Source organism: Leclercia sp. LSNIH8 (assembly GCF_002920195.1).
Taxonomy (GTDB): domain Bacteria; phylum Pseudomonadota; class Gammaproteobacteria; order Enterobacterales; family Enterobacteriaceae; genus Enterobacter.
In genome coordinates, this window is record NZ_PQJY01000008.1 from 90,986 (window position 1) to 108,696 (window position 17,711).

Here is a 17,711-nt window from a genome sequence, read left to right on the forward strand (position 1 = left end):
CTATGCCGATAAACGATAAGACCCCACGACCGCAGGAGTTTGCTGCGGTCGACCTTGGTTCTAACAGCTTCCACATGGTCATCGCCCGTGAGGTGGATGGCGCAATGCAGATCATCGGTCGTCTGAAGCAGCGCGTCCACCTGGCTGACGGCCTGGGTGCGGACAATATGCTCAGCGAAGAGGCGATGGAGCGCGGGCTGAACTGCCTGTCGCTGTTTGCCGAACGCCTGCAGGGTTTCACCCCGTCGAGCGTCTGCATTGTCGGAACGCATACCCTGCGCCAGGCCGCGAACGCGACGGAATTTTTAAAGCGCGCGGAAAAGGTGATCCCCTACCCTATCGAAATCATTTCGGGTAACGAAGAAGCCCGTCTGATTTTTATGGGTGTGGAGCATACGCAACCCGAAAAAGGCCGCAAGCTGGTGATTGATATTGGCGGCGGCTCGACGGAGCTGGTGATCGGCGAAAACTTTGAACCGCACCTGGTTGAAAGCCGCCGGATGGGCTGTGTCAGCTTTGCCCAACTCTATTTCCCGGGCGGGACAATCAGCCGGGAGAACTTCCAGCGCGCGCGCATGGCCGCAGTACAGAAGCTGGAGTCCCTCGCCTGGCAATACCGTCTGCAGGGCTGGAACGTGGCGCTTGGCGCCTCGGGTACGATCAAAGCGGCACACGAAGTGCTGGTGGAGATGGGCGAAAAAGATGGCTTTATTACCCCTGAGCGCCTGACCCGGCTGATGGAAGAGGTGCTCAAGCATAAAAGCTTTACCGCCCTGAGCCTGCCGGGTCTCTCCGAAGAGCGCAAAGCGGTATTTGTGCCGGGTCTGGCGATCCTGTGCGGCGTGTTCGATGCGCTGGCCATTCGTGAGCTGCGTCTTTCCGACGGCGCGCTGCGCGAAGGCGTGCTGTATGAGATGGAAGGCCGTTTCCGTCATCAGGATATTCGCAGCCGCACCGCGCAAAGCCTGGCCAACCAGTACAATATTGACCGCGAACAGGCCAGACGCGTGCTGGAAACCACGACCCAAATGTATGATCAGTGGGAAGCCCAGAACCCGAAACTGGCGCATCCGCAGCTGGCGGCTCTGCTCAAATGGGCGGCGATGCTGCATGAAGTGGGGCTCAATATCAACCACAGCGGGATGCACCGTCATTCGGCCTACATTCTGCAACACAGCGACCTGCCAGGCTTCAACCAGGAGCAGCAGACCATGATGGCCTCGCTGGTGCGCTATCATCGTAAAGCCGTTAAGCTGGACGAGTTGCCGCGCTTTACGCTGTTCAAGAAAAAACAGTTCCTGCCGCTGATCCAGCTGTTACGTCTGGGCGTGTTGCTCAACAACCAGCGCCAGGCGACCACGACGCCACCAACGCTGACGCTCACCACGGACGATAACCACTGGACGCTAAGTTTCCCGCATGACTGGTTTAGCCAGAACGCGCTGGTACTGCTGGATCTGGAAAAAGAGCAACAGTACTGGAGCGCCGTCACCGGTTGGTGCCTGAAAATTGAAGAAGAGCACTCCCCGCACGTCGCCGCGTAATCCTCCCGTCAGGCGCTCATACCGAGCGCCTCAACCCTAAGCAGACTCTCCAGCGGCACGGGTTTGCCAATCAAATAGCCCTGAAAATAGTCAATGCCCAGTTCTTCAGCGGCGTGGCGGATCTCTTCGCTTTCGACATACTCCGCCACCACCAGCATCTTTTTCATCCGCGCAAGATGACAAATTGAGGCGACAATTTGGTAATCCAGGCTATTGCTGACGATGTTACGAATAAAGCTGCCGTCGATTTTCAGGATATCGGCATTCACGTTTTTCAGCCGCGCATAGCTGGCGTAGCCGGTACCAAAATCATCAATGGCAATCCGGCACCCCATCTGCTGCAGATGATTCACGGTCTGCATCGCCAGCCCGGCGTTGCCAAAACTGCTGCTTTCGGTGATCTCGAAGATCAGTTGCCAGCTCTCAATAGCATATTTTTGCAACATCCGGCTGACCTCAAGCGGCAGCTGGGCCCGGCAGATAGAGGTTGGCGAAAGGTTGATGGCAAACCGCTGCCCCGGAAACGCTTCGCGGTTCTCCGCCATAAACTTGAGCGTCTTCTCCAGCACCAGCAGATCAATTCGCGACGAAAGGCCAAACTCCTGGGCAACAGGCAGAAAAATATCGGGCGAGATCAGCCCGGCATCACCATTTTGCAGACGGAGCAGTATTTCGTGATAGCTATCGCCGCGGATGCCCTGTACGGGCTGCGCCAGCAGGGTAAACTCATCTTTTTCCAGCGCCCGCTGCACGCGATTCATCATCGCGACTTTGTCTTTCAAACCGCGTTGCAGATTGATTGCGCCCCGCTGCTGCAGGTTTTCCGGGTGGTTGGTCGCCAGAGAGAGATCGGCAATGGTACCCAGTTCACCCAACAGCAGATAGAGGTGTACCACCGGGGAGCGCACATAACAGTAGCTAACCCCTACCTGCGGCTGAAGCGGCATGCCGTCCCAGAGGAAGCGGAAACGTTTGATCTGCAGATCCAGCTCTTCAATGCGGGACTGATGTGACTCGGTATCCAGCCGCAACACCAGGTCGTGACCCGACATCTGATATACGCACTCGTCCGGCTGCAGAGAGTCGCTCAGCCAGGCGGCCAGCTTCTGTTTGTACTGAATACGCAGCAATACCCCATAGTTACGCCCCAGCACTTCCAGCTCAGGGATGCGCAAGAAACAGAGCACCGACCAGGGCTTTTTGCCCAGCGCGCGGTTAAGCGCCCGCAGGTTCGGCATATGTACGACCGGGTCGAGAAACGCCAGCCGTCTGGCGCGGATATTGATGGCCCGCTGTCGGGTCGCCAATACCGCCATATAGACCACCACGAAGGTAAAGACCAGATAACTGGAGGAGGTAATGGTGAGCTGGATATCGTATCCCTGTGACCAGGGGATATAGCGGTAAAAATAGTGAATAGAGACGATCAGCACTGGCGTCCAGATCAGGGACATCAGCTTATAACCGAAGCGCATCGAACCCCACAGCATGACCGGCATCAGCAGCGACAGCGTGTAGTTGGTACTGAAGATGCTGCTGTTTTCGTTGATCGGCCATAACAGCAAGGCCAGTAATGCGCTGTTGATCAGCACCCAGATGACGACTTCTGTCAGCGACACTTTGCGGTCTATCTGGCCCCTCATCTGCGATATCAGGCTGCGCAGATAGCGGGGATGACGGAGGATACGGATGATCACATAGCAGAACGGCACCCCCGTCAGGCAGCCAACCATTAACCCCTGATAGTTAATCAGCGAGCGGATTCCGGGGGTACTGATACCGGCCAGGTCAAACCGCGTCTGGTAAACGCCGAGGTAAACCGCGAACTGGAACAGCAGCAGGAAAATCGAGGCCGGGCAGAACATCTGCCAGAACATCCGCTGCGCGATAAGCCGTGGGTCGCCATAGGCGGTCATATTACGTCGGGGTGTAAAGACCCGATATCCCCCCCAACTGAGGGAGATTGGGATCAGGAAATGCGCAATGGCAATGGCCGTTTCGTAGCCGCCAATCGAGGGATAATAGTGCAGGAAGAGCGCAACCATAATGCCAGGCACTGCCGCCATCCCATAAAACAGCATGAAGGCAAGTAATAACGCCAGCGGCATATAATAGAGCACCACCAGACTCCCCTGAACCTGGGTGTAGGTAGTGGCTAAGCGCGCAATGGGCAGCAGCACGATCGGCAGAAGCAACGGCAGCGCCCACCAGTGATCTTTGTATTTTTTGTATAAAGAGAAAATAGTCATAGATGCCATAGTAAACCCGCTCGTCCAGGGGTAGTTCAGACAGGCATCCAACCTGACGCTGTTGCCGTGAAGACGAAATAACGATTACACGAAAAGGAATAAAGATTTTAGTTACCAACGGCGAGTGACATTTGACTTAAATCAAAAATAGTAATTTCGATAAATAAGATTCACATTTTTTAACCCTACTTTTGTGCTAATTATCAATGGCGTAAATAAACTAATTATTATACATAACATTAAGTAAGTGAGTTGTTGACGGAATTTTACATTACAATTAATTGACCCCTGCCCCCCCGTATGCCTTAATGGCGTACCGCCCGCAGGGTATTATCAGGAAAACAACAGTGAGTCAGGCCACACGTATGCGAAGACGACATCGGTTTAACACTCGGATGACGCGTATCATACTGCTAATCAGCTTCTTCTTTTTCCTTGGCCGTTTCGTCTATTCCTCTATAGGTGCCTGGTATCACCATCAGGAGAAAAAACAGGCCCAGCAATCCAGCCTCTCTGTCGATTACGCCGGGCGTTCCACATCGACAATTAATTAATCGTTTGGTTTTTATTGGTTAATTTAATTATTCTGCGGTTTGTAATAAACGAATAATTTCGCTCATTCCTCTGCTCAGTATTTTGTCCTGACGCATAACGATAGCCAGCTGGCGCTGTAATACCGGCGTAAGCGACTGTACGCATAATCCCTGCCTGTCCTGCGCGCAGGCGACCGCCATTCGGGGAATAATGCTGTACCCCAGCCCGACACGAACCATACGCTTGATCGCTTCGATGCTGCCGGACTGCATCACCGGCTGCACCTCCACGCCGCTTGCCTGGAACCAGGCGTCGATAACCGTACGCGTGCTGCTTCCCGCACTAAACGCGATAAAGGGCTTATCCTGCAGATGCTCTGCGGTCAGCATGCCGAACTCTTCCTGCTCTTCCCCGGCGGCGATAAAGACAAATTCCTCATCCATTACCGGCGCGATCGCCAGCGCAGAACCGGCAGCCGGGAGTGTCACCAGCCCCAGATCGAGACGGTTCTCCTCGATAGCGCGAACAATCTCAAGGGTATTGCCGGTGGTGACGCCAACCCGCAGCAGCGGATGCTCCTGACGCAGCTGCTGCAACAGAGGCGGCAGCAGGTGGATGCAGGCTGTCGCCCCCATTCCGAGAGTAATGGTTCCGCTCACATCATGGCTGAAGGCCGCTACCGCTCGTATCGCCTCATCCACCGCCTGCTCGATGCGCTCGCCGTGCGTGAGTAACGCCAGCCCGGCCGCCGTGGCTTTAATCCCCCGCCCGGTACGCTCGATTAATCGCGCCTGCAGAAACTGCTCCAGCTGGCGGATCTGCAGACTAACGGCCGGTTGTGAAAGTCCCAGCAGATCCGCCGCGGCAGAAAAACTGCCCCGCTGCACCACCAGGCGAAAGGTCGCCAGCTGTCCCAGATTCAGCGTCGTCATCACAAAGTTTCCCTTATAGGAGCCATAAACGCACCGGCCTGCCAGGGTCCTGATGCAACCGATATGCTCAGCATAACGCCCTGATGGAATGAAAGATAATGAAAAACCCTGCCCTACCCCGCGCCCTCTCCCTCACTGCCGGCTGTAACCAGCTAATCAACTGGGGGATCTCTTTTTATATGCCGGGCACCTTTGCCCGGGCGATGACGGCGGATACCGGCTGGTCGTCAGCGCAAATCTACTCGGGCCTGACGCTCGCCATGCTGGTGATGGCTGCCCTCTCGCCGTTTGTCGCCCGCTTACTGGCGCGGATCGGCGGCCAGCGCGTGGTGATGACCGGCTCCCTGCTGATCGCCTTGGGTTGTCTGCTCATGGCTTACACGCACTCGCTTATTACCTGGTACAGCGCCTGGCTGTTAACTGGCATCGGTATGCGCCTGTCGCTGTACGACGCGCTGTTTGCGGCGCTGGTTAATCTTTACGGTCAGCAGGCGCGGCGAACAATCTCCCGCGTGACGCTGGCGGGCGGGCTGGCCTCGGTGGTGTTCTGGCCGCTGGGAGAGGCACTGCTCATGGTCATGAACTGGCGTGAAGCGCTGCTGATCTATGCTCTGTTCGGCCTGCTGAGCGCCGCGTTAACCCTGTCGCTACCCAATCAAACTCACCCTCCAGCCAACAAACCCGCCGCCCGTGCCGGGGGAGAGGATCGGCGCAACAGCTGGCTGTACGCCGCGTTCATCGCGCTCATCACCTTTGTCTCTAACGGCACCTCGACCCATCTGCCGGAATTTATCGCCAGCGTCGGCCTGCCGGTGACCATCGGCATGTTATGGGGAATTGGGCAGACCGGGGCGCGGTTCCTGGAGGTGGTGACCGGAGCGGGGCTCACTCCGCTGCGCCTGACGCTGCTCACCGCCCTTGCCATGCCGGTCTGCTTTATGCTCGGCCTGAGCAGTACGCTTTTCCTCTGGTCAGCCGTCGGTTTTGTGCTGGGCTATGGGGCGATTAACGGGCTGGTGACCATCGTCAAAGCCACGCTGCCGTTGCAGTTGTTTGCCCCTGAAGAGTACGCCAGACGCACCGGGGTGCTGCTGATCCCGGCCCAGCTGATGGCGGCGGCTTCTCCACTGGCCTATGCGTGGCTGAACAAGGCTTTAGGAACGATTGGGGCGATGTGGCTGTCGTGGGGGCTGACGCTGGTGATTGCCGGGCTGGCGGTGGCTATCGTCAAGGGTCAGGCATCGCGCCATGCTGAGGGCATCCCTGCCCTGAGTGACTAAAGAACAAATCCGCCGTCAATGGTCAGGCTTGCCCCGGTCATGTAGCCGGATGATGTCCCGGCAAGCCAGGCCGCCAGCGAGGCGATTTCGTCCGGCTCGCCCATTCTTTGCAACGGGATGCTACCAACGATCTGCTCCGCCATCCCGGCGGTCATATCGGTAGCGATGGGCCCTGGCTGGATGTTGTTAATAGTGATGCGCCGTGGCGCCAGATCCAGGGCGAGGTTCTGCACCATCGAGGCGACTGCCGCTTTACTCATGGCATACACGCTGCTGCCCGCATGGCCGGTACGCACCGCCGTATTACTGCCGATGGTGATAACCCTCCCCCCTTCTGCCATCGGCTTCACCGCTGCCTGAATGGCAAGAAAGACACCGCGCACGTTGACCGCCAGAGTGGTATCCAGATCCGCCAGGGAATACTCCTCAATCGTACCGAGGCGAAGCACGCCCGCGTTCACCACCGCGACATCCAGCCTGCCGTACTGTCGTAATGTCTTATCCACCGCGGCCTGGATAGCCTTCGCGTCTGCGCTGTCGGCTTCAATGGCTATCGCCTGACCGCCCTGTTACTCAATCGTTGAGACCAGCGCCTGCGCCCGGTCCGGGCGTGATACCCAGGTAATGGCAACCCGATAACCCTCGTGCGCCAGTCGCGCCGCAATGGCCGCTCCGATCCCGCGCGCCCCGCCGAAAACCAACGCTACTTTTTCGTGATTCATGATGGTCGTTCTCCTGTTTGCTTTAGCACCCACCTGGGTGCCTCTGCAGACACCATGCCAGCAGAAACAGCCCTGCGCATGCGCGGAATGTATCGCACTGTATCCACGCCGCCCTGCTTACGCAGCCATACAAAAAAGCCGCCCACAGCAAACAGACCCGATACATAAAAATGGTTTTCTGTACCTGTCGTCACTGATTACCTGAAGAGGAGATACCCGGATGATGCATCGAAATATCCTGCTCACGCTGTTCGCCTTGTCATCAGGCTGTACCTGGGCCGCGCCGTTAAGCGGGCTCAGTGCCGCGGATGTGAATGGCCCTGCTGCCGTCGCACCGCTCGAACAGCCCCAGCCTCCGGCAAAGCTGATTGTGGATCCGCCGCTGGCGGGTCCGCTGAGTAAAGGCGCGGTCTTTATTCAATACCGCGCAGAGAACATGCGCATTGAACCGGTGTTCGGACCCGAGGCGTTGAAAGTGACGCCGCGCATCGGCCATATCCACGTCATCGTGGATGACAACCCCTGGCACTGGGCCGACGCCAGCGGCGAGCCGGTCATTCTGGTGGGTCTGCCCGCAGGGCATCACAAGGTGACCCTTATTCTCGCCGACCCAACCCATAAACCTGTTGATCGCAAGACCGTCGAATTCACCGTGCCGCCGCATGCCGCGGTTATGCACTGAACGCAACCCCTGACTTATTTTTGAGGATTTAAACCATGAAAACATTACTGATTGCTGTTCTGACCTTCACCGCCGCAATGGCCTCTTCCGCTTTCGCCGCCCAGGAGATTGATCATCCTCAGGGAGAGCAAAAGATTGGCACCGTTTCCGACAGCAGCGGCGCAACGTCGCTGGCGGATTTGGAGGCGAAACTGCAGGCCAAAGCCGATAAAGCGGGCGCCAGCGCATTTCATATTACCTCCGCCGGGGGGAACAATACCCTGTCCGGCACCGCCGATATTTATCGCTGAGGCGTAACCATGAAAAAACTGTTTATCCATACCGTTGCGGTGGGCCTGCTGCTGGCCGCCGCCAGTGGCTCCGCGCTGGCGAATAATAAAACCGTGGTGCTGGTGCACGGCGCTTTTGCCGACGGCAGCAGCTGGAACCGCGTGATCGACAAGCTGCAACGCCAACATACCGAGGTCATCGCCGTTCAGTTGCCCCTCACCTCGCTGAAAGAGGATATCGCCGCAACCCAGCGCGCTATCGCCCGGGCCCACGGGGATGTGGTGCTGGTGGGGCACTCCTGGGGCGGGACGGTGATAAGCGAGGCGGGTAACGATGCGCGGGTCAAAGCGCTGGTTTACGTGGCGGCGTTTGCCCCTGACTCGGGCAAGTCGACGGCGGATCTGGTGGGGAGCTACCCCGCCCCGCCGGGGAGCGCTGGCATCGCCAAAACCGCGGACGGTTTTCTCTATTTGCCGGGCAAATCGGTACGTCAGGACTTTGCGCCGGACATTAAGGCTGCTGAGCAAAACAGGCTGACCGTCACTCAGGGCCCGATTCGTGGGGACGCCTTTGTAGAAAAGGTCACGCATGCAGCCTGGCACGATAAGCCGAGCTGGTATGTGGTCAGCAAGAATGACCGGATGATCAACCCGGATCTGGAGCGTTCAATGGCGAAAGCGATTGATGCAAAAACCAGCGAGGTGGCGGCAAGCCATGTGTCGATGGTGAGTCACCCGGAGGAGATTGCCCGGGTGATTGAGCAAGCGGTAAAATGAGACAGGCAATAAAAAGCCCGCAGGATGCGGGCTTGATTTATCAGCGCTTAACAGGCGGGAATTATTCCCACTCAATCGTCGCCGGTGGCTTACCGCTGATGTCATACACCACGCGGGAAATACCGTTCACTTCGTTGATGATACGGTTAGATACGCGACCCAGGAAGTCATACGGCAGGTGCGCCCAGTGGGCTGTCATAAAGTCGATGGTCTCTACCGCACGCAGGGAGACAACCCAGTCGTACTTACGGCCATCGCCCATTACGCCTACAGAGCGAACCGGCAGGAAGACGGTGAACGCCTGGCTTACCTTGTTGTACAGGTCGGCTTTGTGCAGCTCTTCGATGAAGATCGCATCGGCACGACGCAGCAGGTCGCAGTACTCTTTCTTCACTTCGCCCAGCACGCGCACGCCCAGACCTGGCCCCGGGAACGGGTGACGGTAGAGCATGTCATACGGCAGACCCAGCTCCAGGCCGATCTTACGCACTTCGTCTTTGAACAGCTCGCGCAGCGGCTCAACCAGACCCATCTTCATCTCTTTCGGCAGGCCGCCCACGTTGTGGTGAGATTTGATGACGTGTGCTTTACCGGTGGCAGATGCCGCGGATTCGATCACGTCAGGGTAGATGGTGCCCTGCGCCAGCCACTTCACATCTTCCAGCTTCAGCGCTTCTTCGTCGAATACTTCAACGAAGACGCGGCCAATGATTTTACGTTTGGCTTCCGGATCGTTTTCACCCGCCAGCGCGTCGAGGAAGCGCTGCTCACCTTCCACGTGAACGATATTCAGGCCGAAGTGGTCGCCGAACATGTCCATCACCTGCTGGGCTTCGTTCAGGCGCAGCAGACCGTTGTCGACGAAGACGCAGGTCAGGTTTTTGCCGATGGCGCGGTGCAGCAGCATCGCGGTCACGGAGGAGTCAACGCCACCGGACAGGCCGAGGATCACTTTGTCGTCACCCACCTGCTGGCGGATACGCTCCACGGCGTCGTCGATGATTTTTGCTGGCGTCCACAGCGCTTCACACTGGCAGATATCGCGAACAAAGCGCTCCAGCATGCGCATACCCTGACGGGTGTGGGTCACTTCCGGGTGGAACTGCACGCCGTAGAAGCGCTTCTCTTCGTTCGCCATGATGGCAAACGGACAGCTCTCGGTGCTGGCAACGGTCACGAAGCCGGACGGGATAGCGGTGACTTTGTCGCCGTGGCTCATCCAGACGTCGAGCAGCGCTTTGCCGTCGGCGGTCAGGGAGTCTTCGATACCGCGGATCAGGGCGCTGTCGGTCTGGACTTCAACCTGTGCATAGCCGAACTCACGTTCGTTGGAACCTTCAACATGACCACCCAGCTGCATCGCCATGGTCTGCATGCCGTAGCAGACGCCGAACACCGGCACACCGGCTTCGAACACATACTGCGGCGCGCGCGGACTGTTATCTTCGGTGGTGCTTTCCGGGCCGCCAGAGAGAATGATACCGCTTGGGTTGAATTCGCGAATCTGTGCTTCCGTGACATCCCACGCCCACAGTTCACAGTAAACGCCCAGCTCACGTACGCGACGTGCCACCAGCTGAGTGTACTGCGAACCGAAATCCAGAATGAGAATGCGATGTTTATGAATATTTTCCGTCATTGACGCTAATTCCGAGGCAAGTGAAACAAAATCGCCCGGCTTATAGCCGGGCGTGGAAATTTATCAGGAGCCCATGCGGTAGTTCGGGGACTCTTTGGTGATGGTCACGTCGTGAACGTGACTTTCCTGGATACCCGCACCGCTGATACGCACAAATTCCGCTTTGGTACGTAACAGGTCGATAGTACCACAGCCGGTCAGGCCCATACAGGAGCGCAGGCCGCCCATCTGCTGGTGGATAATCTCTTTCAGGTAGCCTTTATAGGCCACGCGACCTTCGATACCTTCCGGCACCAGTTTGTCGGCAGCGTTGTCGGTCTGGAAGTAGCGGTCGGAGGAGCCTTTGGACATCGCGCCCAGAGAACCCATCCCACGGTAAGATTTGTAAGAACGGCCCTGGAACAGTTCGATTTCGCCCGGGGACTCTTCGGTACCGGCCAGCATGGAGCCCACCATTACCGCTGCCGCACCGGCCGCGATCGCTTTCGCGATATCGCCAGAGAAACGGATACCGCCGTCAGCGATAACCGGAATACCGGTACCTTCCAGCGCTTCAACCGCGTCGGATACGGCGGTGATCTGCGGAACGCCCACGCCGGTCACGATACGGGTGGTACAGATGGAGCCTGGGCCGATACCCACTTTCACTGCGCTACAGCCAGCTTCAGCCAGGGCACGCGCGCCCGCGCCGGTTGCCACGTTACCGCCGATGATCTGCAGGTCAGGGTATTTTGCACGGGTCTCACGAATACGCTGGAGAACGCCTTCGGAGTGGCCATGAGAGGAGTCGATCAGCAGCACGTCAACGCCCGCCGCAACCAGTGCGTCAACACGCTCTTCGTTGCCCGCACCCGCGCCAACCGCCGCGCCAACGCGCAGACGGCCATGCTCATCTTTACAGGCGTTCGGTTTACGTTCTGCTTTCTGGAAGTCTTTAACGGTGATCATGCCGCGCAGGTGGAAGCTCTCGTCCACAACCAGCGCTTTTTCAACGCGTTTTTCGTGCATTTTTGCGAAGACCACGTCGCGGGATTCGCCTTCACGTACGGTGATCAGACGCTCTTTAGGGGTCATATAGACGCTGACTGGCTGGTTCAGGTCGGTGACGAAACGCACGTCACGGCCAGTGATGATGCCCACCAGTTCGTTATCGGAGGTGACAACCGGATAGCCTGCAAAACCGTTACGCTCGGTCAGCTCTTTCACTTCGCGCAGGGTGGTGGTTGGCAGAACGGTTTGTGGGTCGGTAACGATGCCAGATTCATGTTTCTTCACGCGGCGAACTTCTTCCGCCTGACGCTCGATAGACATGTTTTTATGAATAAAGCCAATGCCGCCTTCCTGAGCCAGGGCGATAGCCAGGCGCGCTTCCGTCACGGTGTCCATTGCCGCGGAGAGCATAGGAATGTTCAGGCGAATGGTTTTGGTTAACTGCGTGCTGAGGTCGGCAGTATTCGGCAGAACGGTGGAATGAGCGGGAACGAGGAGGACGTCGTCAAACGTCAGTGCTTCTTTAGCGATACGTAGCATGGGCAATATCTCTGACCTGGGTGGTTAAATATTGCCGTGGCATTATACAGAGCGTAACCGATTGCATCCACACTTTTTTATAAATAATGCTTGCGATTGCCTCTTATCAGGTTACTATCGACTGAATAACCTGCTGATTTAGAATTTGATCCCGCTCACATGTTATCCTCCCAATCCCCCTCAATTTATACTGTCAGCCGCCTGAATCAGACGGTCCGCTTGCTGCTTGAGCAGGAAATAGGCCAGGTGTGGATCAGCGGAGAGATCTCCAATTTCACCCAGCCGGCGTCCGGTCACTGGTACTTCACCCTGAAGGACAACACCGCCCAGGTGCGCTGCGCGATGTTCCGCAACAGCAACCGCCGGGTGACCTTCCGTCCGCAGCACGGGCAGCAGGTGCTGGTTCGCGCCAGTATCACGCTGTACGAGCCGCGCGGTGATTATCAGATTATCGTTGAGAGCATGCAGCCTGCGGGGGAAGGGCTTCTTCAGCAAAAATATGAGCAGCTGAAAGCCGCGCTTTCCGCTGAGGGCCTGTTCGATCAGCAGTACAAACAACCGCTCCCCTCCCCCGCCCACTGCGTGGGGGTGATCACCTCGAAAACCGGCGCCGCGCTGCATGACATTCTGCACGTCCTGAAACGCCGCGACCCTTCCCTGCCAGTCGTTATCTATCCGACCGCGGTGCAGGGCGATGATGCGCCGGGGCAGATTGTCCGCGCCATTGAGCTTGCTAACGCCCGTCAGGAGTGTGATGTGCTGATTGTCGGGCGCGGCGGTGGCTCTCTGGAAGATCTCTGGAGCTTTAACGACGAACGCGTGGCGCGGGCAATTTTTGCCAGCCGGATCCCGGTAGTGAGCGCCGTCGGACACGAAACCGACGTCACTATCGCCGATTTTGTCGCCGACCTGCGCGCGCCGACGCCGTCCGCTGCGGCAGAAGTGGTCAGCCGTAACCAGCTTGAGCTGCTGCGCCAGCTGCAAAACGGCCAGCAACGGCTGGAGATGGCGATGGACTATTTCCTCGCCAACCGCACCCGTCGCTTTACCCAGCTTCATCATCGTCTGCAGCAGCAGCACCCGCAGCTGCGCCTGGCGCGTCAGCAAACCGTGCTGGAATGTCTGCGCCAGCGGATGAACGTGGCGGTGGAGAGTCAGCTTAAACGGGCGGTGCAGCGCCAGCAGCGCGTTACCCAGCGCCTGAACCAGCACAACCCGCAGCCGCGTATTTATCGCGCACAAACCCGCATTCAGCAGCTGGAATATCGCCTTGCGGAGAATCTGCGTGCCCGCCTGAGCAGCACCCGCGAGCGTTTTGGTAACGCGGTCACCCACCTGGAAGCCGTCAGCCCGCTCTCAACCCTGGCGCGCGGCTACAGCGTGACCACGGCAACCGACGGCAAAGTGCTGAAGCAGACGAAACAGGTTAAAGCCGGGGATGTGCTTACTACCCGCCTGTCAGACGGCTGGGTGGAAAGCGAAGTCAAAGGCGTGACGCCAGCCAGGAAAACCCGCGCCCGCAAAAAGGCCTGACGCGATTAATTCCGGGCGTCGGGCATCACCGCCAGCATCGCCAGCGATAGCGCGGAGAAGGCCAGCAGCGCCCACGCCGCGCCGACAAATCCATACAGCTGGCCAAAGAGCACCGAGCCGATTATCTGCCCGACCGCCAGCATCAGGAAGGCAACGCTGACCCCGGCCGCAGGCGAAGGCTCCGCGACCCGCGCCCCCTGCACCAGCAGCACGCCCGATAAAATCACATACCCCGCCCCGCTCATCGCCACCACCGGCACCAGCCACCAGGCAAAGCCCTTGCTGAAGGCCAGGGCAATCAGCGACCCCGCCATAAAGATCTGCGATCCGCGGTAAACCCCGCGCATGCCGATGCGTTTCGCCAGGCTGCCGGTAAACACGGCGGCCACCCCAGCCCCGCCGCTCACCAGCCACAGGATGTTGGTGGCGGCGTCATCCAGCCCGGTATGACGCTGCAAAAGCTCGGGGCCAAAGCTCCACCAGGCGGCGCTGGCGATACCGCTGACCAGCGCAATAGCGGAGAGCCGAATCATCCCCGGTTTATGTATCAGGCTGCGCCAGCCCGGTGCCGCTTCGCCCGCCCTTCCCGCGTGGGGCAGATAGCGCCAGACGGGAAGAAGAGAGGCTAACGCCAGCAGAGCAAAGATCGCGCAGGCAACCCGCCAGCCTCCCGGTACAAAAAACAGCACCGGCACCGACAGAATGATGCTGCCGCTGGTTCCGGCATTGATAATGGTGTTCACCTGGGTCTGTCGCTCGGGGTTAACCCCGAGGCTCACGGCCCCTGCCAGGGCGGGAGACGCCAGCCCCGAACTGAGGCCAGCAATGAACAGTCCCGCGGCCAGCACCAACGGCGAAGGGGCGAAAGCCAGAATCAGCAGCCCGGCCGCCGCCGTTAAGGCCGCCAGAACGGCCGGCAAGCGCGGCCCGAAGCGCTCAGTCAGAGATGAGGCGAAAAAAACCGACAGGCAATAGGCCCCGTAGCTGCAGGCGGCAATCAGGCCCGCGGTCTGCGGCGAGAAAGGGATAGCCTGCCGGATATCCGGCAGCATGATGCCCCATGAAAAGCGCGCCATCCCATAGGTGATAGCGATTAAGGTGAATCCTGTGATGGCCAGAGCCAGGTTTTTCTTCATGCCGTTCCTCGCGTTGGGTCGTTAAAACCTAAACCCTGTGCGCCGGGTGCGCCACTTTTTCGCCCCGCGATTTGTCCGACTTGCCTGCCGTTTTGCTGCGATGGCATACACTTAAGCTGTTGCTTTTTTCGGCATTGCCATAACAGGAGAGACGCATGACCCGAACCTATAGCGTGATCCCGCCCTATATCCTTCGCCGTATTATCGAGAGCGGCTCTGAGCCGCAGCAGCGCTGCGCTCGCCAGACCCTGACCCATGTCCAGACGCTGATGGCCCACATGCCGGGCAAACCCGTCGCGCCGCACGTGAACAGACCCGGGCAGCTGGAGCGGGACATTTACGACGCCAGGCAGACCCAGGAGCTGCCGGGCACCCAGGTGCGCTATGAGGGGCAGCGCTCTAACGGCGACGTGGCGGTGGACGAGGCTTACGATTATCTGGGCATCACCCATGATTTTTTCTGGAAAAACTATCAGCGTGACTCCCTCGATAACAAAGGGCTAATCCTCACCGGTACCGTGCATTATGGCCGGGAGTATCAGAACGCCTTCTGGAACGGGCAGCAGATGGTGTTTGGCGACGGGGACGGCGAGATTTTTAACCGCTTTACCATCGCCATCGACGTGGTCGCCCACGAGCTGAGCCACGGCGTCACCGAGACCGAAGCCGGGCTTATCTACTTTGAACAGTCCGGGGCGCTGAACGAGTCGTTATCAGACGTGTTTGGTGCGCTGGTGAAGCAATATCACCTTAAGCAAACCGCCGATAAGGCCGACTGGCTGATTGGCGAAGGCCTGCTGGCAGAGGGCGTTAACGGCAAGGCTCTGCGTTCCATGTCCGAGCCGGGCAGCGCCTACGACGATCCGTTGCTGGGCAAAGATCCGCAGCCGGGGCATATGGATGATTTCATTAAAACCCGTGAGGACAACGGCGGCGTTCATCTGAACTCCGGCATCCCTAACCGCGCCTTTTACCTGGCGGCCACCGCCATCGGGGGCTATGCCTGGGAAAAGGCTGGCTACGCCTGGTACGATACGGTGTGCGATCGCAAACTGGCGCAGGACGCGGATTTTGCCGCCTTTGCACGGCTGACCATCTATCATGGAGAGAAACGCGCTGGCGGCGACGTGGCGGCAGCCATTGAACAGGCCTGGAAGAGCACAGGAGTACTGTAAATGCAGATCCCGGAACTGACGGATGACGCCGTGGTGGAGCTGGCCCGCGAAGGCGGCGTCGCTTTTATTCCTAAGCTGAGCGGCCTGCGGCGTATTGCCCTCTCGGAACTGAACGAGCAGCAGCGCCAGCGGGTGGTAGCGATCCTCGACCAGGCGCTGAACCTTGGCCAGCCGCCCGGCCAGGCGTCATCACCGGGGCGCGGCGATCAGCGCTATTTTCGCATCCAGATCATCTGGACCCGGCACAACCAGGCGCAGTATACCGACGTGATCCTGCTGGTGCCGGAACAGGAAGCCCCGCCCTCGCTGGTGGATTTGTGGCGTAAGGGCGAAGACTGCGTGTGTGATTAAGCGCCGGGCAGGACGAACTCAACGCGCTTTTTCGAGATCAGACCGTGGCCGTTCTGACAGAAATAGTCCACCGCACCGCAGGCTTTTAATACCTCAAGCGGCTTATGGCACTCGGGACAGCGCGCTTCCAGGGCAATATCCTGGTTGCAGTGTTCACAATGCGCCACGCCGTTTTGCGGTTCAATCTCCGCATGGCAATCCGGGCAGGTAATCGACATGATGACTCCTTGAAAGGATATTCAGTACTGCACCAATTTTAACACGATGCGCTCAGTGGGGGCCACGTAACTGTTGCTGTAATGTCAGCAGGATTTCCACCTCTTCCAGCCTGCGCTGCGTCGTGCGGCTCACCTCCTGCGGGTCACGCTCAAACAGGCTCTGCACTCCCAGGATATGCTCCGTCAGACAGCGCGCATAAATCGTGCCGCCAAAACGCCAGGACTGAACAACCTGCCCCTTATCAATGAGCTCCAGCACATCTTCCGCCCCGCGCCGGTCGTGGCTGAGAATGCGTCCATCCCGCAGATAGAGCCGCAGCCCTTTCTGCCCGCCGCTCGGCCCCGCATACTTGTTGAGCCAGATATCCACCGGCACGCCGCCCATCGTTCCCTGAAGATGCGCCTCGCCTTCCGCGGTGGTCAGGTCGCCTTTAGCGATATCGCGCCCCAGCCGATCTCGGGCGGTCACCACCTGCAAGGCGAGATCGCCACTGCCGCCCAGATAGCGCACCGTCTCGCGCATCATCGCCAGCACGTGCGTGCCGATATCGAGGATCACCCCATCCGGGTGGCGAAGCGTCCGGGTATCCGGCTCGCCGGTGGCAAAGTTAAGCGCGACAGGTTCCCCCGCCGCGTTAAACCCGCTCGGCTCCTGTAAAAAGCCCTCGATGCTGACGATGTCAGAAAAGGAGCCGATCAGCCCCAGACGTACCAGATGAATGCGCGCCATCCAGTGATCGAGCGCCAGCACGCGGGAGGCCGCCTCCGGCCTCGCCAGCAGCGATGTCAGTTTTTCGGCCTGGGCAAGCGTGGCGACAATCGGTTTTTCGACCACAATCCTCGATATGGAGGAGGCCAGCGCCTGCTCAAGCACGTCCAGATGGTGTAGTGATGAGGTCGTGATAAAAAGTGTATCGAGGGGGCGGGCAAGGAGGTCGTCGAGCGCAGGAGATCGCGTGATACCAGCAAGGGTCTTTGCGGGCTGGATATCAAACCCCAGAGAGTGGAGTGAATCACCAAAGGTATTTTGTAGTGCGGGCAGGTAGGCGGTTTCAACCACCGCGCCAAGCCCAACAAATCCAATCTGCATCTGCTACCTCTTTCGTTGCATTGCCGGGGCGTAACCCCGCCCCGGCCAGG

16 protein-coding genes and 1 pseudogene are annotated in these 17,711 nt (G+C 58.6%); 9 read left to right on the plus strand and 8 right to left on the minus strand.

What is annotated here, in order from left to right; genetic code table 11:
• Positions 1-2 precede the first annotated feature (2 nt).
• Positions 3-1,544: an exopolyphosphatase gene (ppx, locus tag C3406_RS19985; protein WP_103824647.1), complete on the plus strand. Its 1,542-nt coding sequence runs from the start codon at positions 3-5 to the stop codon at positions 1,542-1,544.
• An 8-nt stretch (positions 1,545-1,552) separates the two neighbouring features.
• Here the strand turns inward: ppx and C3406_RS19990 are convergent, their stop codons facing one another.
• Entirely contained in the window at positions 1,553-3,793 is a 2,241-nt protein-coding gene (locus C3406_RS19990) for an EAL domain-containing protein (protein WP_103824646.1), read from the minus strand.
• Between the two features lie 347 nt (positions 3,794-4,140).
• Here C3406_RS19990 and C3406_RS19995 point away from each other — a divergent pair, with 347 nt between their 5' ends.
• Positions 4,141-4,347: a YfgG family protein gene (locus tag C3406_RS19995; protein ID WP_103180692.1), complete on the plus strand. Its 207-nt coding sequence runs from the start codon at positions 4,141-4,143 to the stop codon at positions 4,345-4,347.
• A 27-nt stretch (positions 4,348-4,374) separates the two neighbouring features.
• Here the strand turns inward: C3406_RS19995 and C3406_RS20000 are convergent, their stop codons facing one another.
• Positions 4,375-5,259 carry a LysR family transcriptional regulator gene (locus C3406_RS20000; protein ID WP_103824645.1) on the minus strand — a complete coding sequence of 295 codons (885 nt, stop codon included), beginning with the start codon at positions 5,257-5,259 and terminating at the stop codon, positions 4,375-4,377.
• 98 nt (positions 5,260-5,357) lie between these two features.
• Here C3406_RS20000 and C3406_RS20005 point away from each other — a divergent pair, with 98 nt between their 5' ends.
• A complete protein-coding gene (locus C3406_RS20005) occupies positions 5,358-6,539 on the plus strand; it encodes an MFS transporter (protein WP_103824644.1) in 1,182 nt (393 codons plus the stop codon).
• On the opposite strand, the pseudogene C3406_RS20010 reads toward C3406_RS20005, so the two are convergent.
• A pseudogene (locus C3406_RS20010) lies at positions 6,536-7,261 on the minus strand (SDR family oxidoreductase). The gene C3406_RS20005 and the pseudogene C3406_RS20010 sit on opposite strands and share 4 nt — an antisense overlap.
• Before the next feature lie 220 nt (positions 7,262-7,481).
• Here C3406_RS20010 and C3406_RS20015 point away from each other — a divergent pair.
• From C3406_RS20015 to C3406_RS20025, 3 genes are read left to right on the plus strand one after another with little or no spacing between them, the layout of a single operon-like run.
• Positions 7,482-7,943, plus strand: a complete 462-nt coding sequence (locus tag C3406_RS20015; RefSeq protein ID WP_103824643.1) for a DUF6130 family protein — start codon at positions 7,482-7,484, stop codon at positions 7,941-7,943.
• A gap of 35 nt (positions 7,944-7,978) precedes the next feature.
• On the plus strand, positions 7,979-8,233 hold the full coding sequence (locus C3406_RS20020) for a YdgH/BhsA/McbA family protein (protein ID WP_103824642.1): 255 nt from the start codon (positions 7,979-7,981) through the stop codon (positions 8,231-8,233).
• 9 nt (positions 8,234-8,242) lie between these two features.
• Positions 8,243-8,989, plus strand: a complete 747-nt coding sequence (locus tag C3406_RS20025) for an alpha/beta fold hydrolase (protein WP_103824641.1) — start codon at positions 8,243-8,245, stop codon at positions 8,987-8,989.
• Positions 8,990-9,050: 61 nt separating this feature from the next.
• On the opposite strand, the gene guaA is transcribed toward C3406_RS20025, so the two are convergent.
• A complete protein-coding gene (gene guaA / locus C3406_RS20030; protein WP_103824640.1) occupies positions 9,051-10,628 on the minus strand; it encodes a glutamine-hydrolyzing GMP synthase in 1,578 nt (525 codons plus the stop codon).
• Between the two features lie 63 nt (positions 10,629-10,691).
• Positions 10,692-12,158, minus strand: a complete 1,467-nt coding sequence (gene guaB, locus C3406_RS20035; protein WP_103824639.1) for an IMP dehydrogenase — start codon at positions 12,156-12,158, stop codon at positions 10,692-10,694.
• Between the two features lie 159 nt (positions 12,159-12,317).
• Between guaB and xseA the strand changes: the two genes are divergently transcribed.
• Positions 12,318-13,691, plus strand: coding sequence for an exodeoxyribonuclease VII large subunit (gene xseA / locus C3406_RS20040; RefSeq protein WP_103824638.1), 1,374 nt, complete (start codon positions 12,318-12,320; stop codon positions 13,689-13,691).
• Positions 13,692-13,696: 5 nt separating this feature from the next.
• On the opposite strand, the gene C3406_RS20045 is transcribed toward xseA, so the two are convergent.
• A complete protein-coding gene (locus C3406_RS20045; RefSeq protein ID WP_103824637.1) occupies positions 13,697-14,827 on the minus strand; it encodes an MFS transporter in 1,131 nt (376 codons plus the stop codon).
• 155 nt (positions 14,828-14,982) lie between these two features.
• Between C3406_RS20045 and C3406_RS20050 the strand changes: the two genes are divergently transcribed.
• Together C3406_RS20050 and C3406_RS20055 are read left to right on the plus strand one after the other, a co-directional pair.
• Positions 14,983-16,002, plus strand: a complete 1,020-nt coding sequence (locus C3406_RS20050) for a M4 family metallopeptidase (RefSeq protein WP_103824636.1) — start codon at positions 14,983-14,985, stop codon at positions 16,000-16,002.
• Positions 16,003-16,353, plus strand: coding sequence for a protealysin inhibitor emfourin (locus C3406_RS20055; protein ID WP_103824635.1), 351 nt, complete (start codon positions 16,003-16,005; stop codon positions 16,351-16,353).
• Here C3406_RS20055 and C3406_RS20060 read toward each other — a convergent pair.
• Together C3406_RS20060 and C3406_RS20065 are read right to left on the minus strand one after the other, a co-directional pair.
• Entirely contained in the window at positions 16,350-16,571 is a 222-nt protein-coding gene (locus C3406_RS20060) for a zinc ribbon domain-containing protein (RefSeq protein ID WP_103824634.1), read from the minus strand. The genes C3406_RS20055 and C3406_RS20060 overlap by 4 nt on opposite strands.
• A 52-nt stretch (positions 16,572-16,623) precedes the next feature.
• Positions 16,624-17,661, minus strand: a complete 1,038-nt coding sequence (locus tag C3406_RS20065) for a Gfo/Idh/MocA family oxidoreductase (RefSeq protein WP_103824633.1) — start codon at positions 17,659-17,661, stop codon at positions 16,624-16,626.
• Between the last annotated feature and the right edge of the window lie 50 nt (positions 17,662-17,711).